3 protein-coding genes are annotated in these 4,233 nt (G+C 35.2%); all 3 read left to right on the top strand.

Annotated features, from left to right (window positions below; translation table 11 throughout):
* Nucleotides 1-200: 200 nt before the first annotated feature.
* The 3 genes from FD29_RS05965 to FD29_RS05975 all read left to right on the top strand — a co-directional run bounded on the left by FD29_RS05965 (nucleotide 201) and on the right by FD29_RS05975 (nucleotide 4,100).
* On the top strand, nucleotides 201-713 hold the full coding sequence (locus tag FD29_RS05965; protein ID WP_057888039.1) for a DoxX family protein: 513 nt from the start codon (nucleotides 201-203) through the stop codon (nucleotides 711-713).
* Between the two features lie 311 nt (nucleotides 714-1,024).
* Entirely contained in the window at nucleotides 1,025-2,647 is a 1,623-nt protein-coding gene (locus tag FD29_RS05970; RefSeq protein ID WP_235804268.1) for a helix-turn-helix domain-containing protein, read from the top strand.
* Between the two features lie 253 nt (nucleotides 2,648-2,900).
* A complete protein-coding gene (locus FD29_RS05975) occupies nucleotides 2,901-4,100 on the top strand; it encodes an MFS transporter (RefSeq protein ID WP_057888041.1) in 1,200 nt (399 codons plus the stop codon).
* The last annotated feature ends 133 nt before the right edge of the window (nucleotides 4,101-4,233 follow it).

A 4,233-nucleotide genomic window follows, 5' to 3' on the forward strand; every position in this document is an offset into this window, starting at 1 on the left:
TTTCACTACATGGTTACGAGGGAGAGCGGAGCGACCCCTCAGATAGTTTTTTGTGCTCTTTTTTGAAAAGAATCGCACTTTTCAAATTCTTTATTTTATTTATGAAAATAATACATAATTAATTGTTAAATGTATGAAAATAAATCCCATTAGACCTCTAATAAGTTGGTTACTTATTAGAAGGATAAGAGGGGAAAACTATGGTACATTTTTTGCGTAATAATAAGATTGCTTCTATTATATTAGCAATCATTAGAATCTATTTGGGGATTTTGTGGACACTCGCCGGTTGGGAAAAGATCACTGGCGGTGCTGCAGGTGCAGTCAAAGGTCTTTTAGGCAATGCTGTTAAGAACCCTGTCAAAGGACCTACGGGTAAAGTACTTTACCCTTGGTTCAACAGTATGTTGAGTGCTATCTTGCCACACTACAAGGGAATGAGTCTCATGGTATCATGGGGTGAATTTTTAGTAGGTTTAGGTTTGATTTTTGGATGCTTGACTACTGCTGCAGTATTCTTCGGTTTGATGATGAATTTCTCATACATGTTGGCTGGAGCAATTTCAGTAAACCCTGAGTATATTTTCTTGGAATATTTCATCATTATTGCTGGATTCAATGCTGGTAAGATTGGTTTGGATTATTGGGTTATTCCTTGGATCAGAACTAATATTTTCAAACAAACCAGTCATAAATCGTCGATATGGGATTAAATTAAATAATTTAAAGAGAAATCGAAGCTAATTCGGTTTCTTTTTTTGGATTAATTTTTTCTTTTTTATGAAATTTGTTTTTTTCTGAATTAAGGAACCTTTAACTACTATACTTATTTTAAATAAGGCGTAAAATAACTTATTGGTATAGATAATAAATTATGTTCATATTTCCATAAAATTCCTGTCTAATTATTTGAGTAACGAAATAAGTCAGGTTATTAATATGTGAATTTATTTACTATAATATAAATATAAAAAAATATAATGAACATATTCTATTATAATAAAGTTAATCGTATCTACGGGGGGTGGAGTCTTTGGATAGCTTTACTGACTTATTTCTATCAAAATCAGAAATAGAAAAAATACAATTATTTAATAAGATCAAACTGATCAGAACTACTCAACTTGCAAGTGCTGATCTTATCGGCACTTATCGTAATCGTGATATCCAAGTTAAGGATATTAACTTACGTAAGGCTGCATATCAGATGAATAAGAGCTATGGTAGCGTCTATAATACGTTCTTGGGGATTCAAGACGATTTTAAGAAGGTTCTTGGAAAAGAAAAGTATTCGACTGAAGAAATGTTCAACGTCACTAGAGATGCATATCATGCCTTTTTGACAACTAATTCGGATGGCTACTTATTCTTGGATGCTATTGTTAAGGATAAAGAAGACTCTTTTAAGCATTTCTATGAAACACTTGAAAGTAGTAAGGCTACGGTCTTACGTCATTTAAAGCCAATGAGAGGCTATTTGAAGCGATTTGGTGTCAGAATTGCTTATGAACCAATGCGCTTTGTGGGTGACGAGGAGTCGATTCGTTTGGCTATTGCGGCATTGTACTGGAATGCTACTAGGGGATATGTTTGGCCATTTGAAGACTTTAAGCAAAAGGTTGCCTTCAAGGTTGTTGATATTGCTTTGGATAAATATCGTCTTAAACCAACTAATCACATTACTAAGATGTTCTATGCATACGTGGTTATGGCGCACTTGTACAGAATTATCGACGGTAACCACGTCCAAAACATGGATGCCTTGAACGTGATCAATTATCCGTTCCCTAATATCTTTGAGAGCGCTGGCTCAATGCTTGAAGGTGACGGTGGCAGTCCCAAGGTTAGAGAATTGAAGCGAGCTATTAAAGAAGACGTTAGTTATGAGGAGCAAATGTTCCAGTCAGCTGACTTCTACATTTTATTGATGTGCGTGCCAGCAACTTTTGAAGTTTCCGATGATTATCTTCAATCAGTTTCCAAACAATTGGTTAGATATAACCCATTATTTGCTAATTTCATCGACGACTTTTTGGAACTTATTCCAATTGATGTTGAACAAACCATTTCTGATATGGCGATGTCACATAAAGAATTTTTGAGATATAAATATAATTTAACAACATGTATTATTGGAGTTTTAGCATTGGATCACAATTATATCGAGATCCTCAACTTGTATTCAGGCTTTGGTGATGCGATCAGTAAGCTAAATGATGAAGGATTGGAGAGTAAAATTTACTCTACAGTTCAACATTTGATGTTGCGTGATAAGTATCAATCACTAACAGGCAAATCTAAACAAATTTCTGAAGCTATCTATGCGATTGCATATCGGTTCTTCTCACTATACAACAAGAATATTCAGGTTAAAGTTTATTTGGAACTTGAATCATTCTTCCTTGTATATTCAGATCTTGCTGTAACGTTGCAATCATTGCCATATGCTAAGATCGTCAGTGATCCTAAAGAGGCTGATATTGTTGTGACAGCTAACAGTGCTAATCCACCAAAAGACGATGTGAAAGACGATGTATGTATTTATCGTTGGATGTATAATGGCGTGGATGGCCAAATGGGCGGCTTGTTGAACTTGATTTATAAGATTTGGACTGAAGAGAAGGTTGATGAAAATCCAAATCTTTAATGAAAAGTATTGCAACTATTTTCAGAATATATTATGATACAGGTTGTGCGATGAGTCGAGAGCCGTCGAATTTGGACGGCACTTATGATGGTAGGATATCGAGCACTACTCACCGGATTTGTGAGGGATATCTATAGGGACCTGATGTGAACAGGAAACTATTTGCTCATCTTGAGTACTACCAACTAAAACCATGGTTGAAATTATGCCATGGTTTTTTTATTGAAAAAATTTAATAGAAGAGGTGAAAAGGATGCGCGCTCAAAGAATATGGTTATTAATTTTAAATATCACGTTCAACTTGGTAATGGGATTCATGTTGCCGGTGAATACAATTTTTATTCACAAAAATCTCCACGAGTCATTAGTAACAGCTGGATTTACATTGATGGTCTATTCAGCTTTTATGATGATTGGAAATGCTTTGGGAGGAGTGATGTTCGATTGCTTCTCTAGACGTGGAACATTGTATATTGGTTATGCAATATCAATCGTCTCGTTATTAGGTATGTCAGTACATCATGTGTGGCCAACATATGCGATTATGTTGTTCATTTTAGGATTTGGAATGGGACTGGTTTATACCGCGGTCAATGCATATACGGCGTTTATAGCTGAACAGATGCTGGGTAACAGTCGGATTATTTTTAACAATATGTATTTAGCAGCTAATATCGGTATTGCTATCGGTTCAACAGCTGTTGGATTTATCTTTAAGTGGAGTATCTTTTTCACATTCTTCATTCCAATGTTATTATTTGTTTTAAGTGCGGTTATTTTGTTATTTAAGGCCAATCTGTTGGATCATGTTGAAGAGCATGATGAGAAAGACATTCCAAGTTCTCAACACTATGAAAGCAGTGATATCACTAATCCTAAAATTGAGATTGGTGCAGGGCGTTTCAACGTAAATATGTTCATAATCTGTGCATCAATTTTCATCGTTTGGCTAGGTTATTCACAGTGGGATAGTAATTTGTCTGCTTATATGTTGGATCAAGGCTTTTCAACACATGAATATGGTTTGATCTTTACGATCAATGCGGCTTCATTGTTGATTATTCAACCAGTTATGAACCGAGTCGTTTCAAGAATATTTAAATTATTAAAACATCAAATTTTCTTAGGATTGCTGATCATGGGTTCATCGTTCTTGTTGTTGCCATCAGCCAAAACCTATGCAGCGTACGTTATTAGTATGTTGATTTTGACTGTTGGTGAATCAATGGTCTTCCCAACGATTCCAGCTCTCTTGAGTAAAATGTCCACGAATAAAAATCGAGGAACTTTCCAAAGTTTCTATAGTATATTTGGTTCATTAGGACGAGCAGTTGGCCCATACGCAGGTAGTTTGATCATTGCTGCCTTGTCGTTCTCCACACTGTTTGTTTGGATTACAATTTCGATGGTAATAATTGCTGTAGCAATGATAGGCGTAAAAGAATTAGGATAAGTGAGGTAATATCATGATAATTATTTTGTTGGTATTGTTTTTGCTAGTCGTTCTAATTCTGAACGCCTTTTTTTTATATGGCGAATTTACAATTGAAATGCAACACAAAGTAAAAAAATAAACCCATACCGGG

Source organism: Companilactobacillus mindensis DSM 14500 (genome assembly GCF_001434275.1).
GTDB lineage: Bacteria > Bacillota > Bacilli > Lactobacillales > Lactobacillaceae > Companilactobacillus > Companilactobacillus mindensis.

Bases quoted from the DNA above. Each gene is read 5' to 3' on its own strand.
- FD29_RS05965 (WP_057888039.1), top strand. From the start codon at position 201: ATGGTACATTTTTTGCGTAATAATAAGATTGCTTCTATTATATTAGCA.
- FD29_RS05975 (WP_057888041.1), top strand. From the start codon at position 2,901: ATGCGCGCTCAAAGAATATGGTTATTAATTTTAAATATCACGTTCAAC.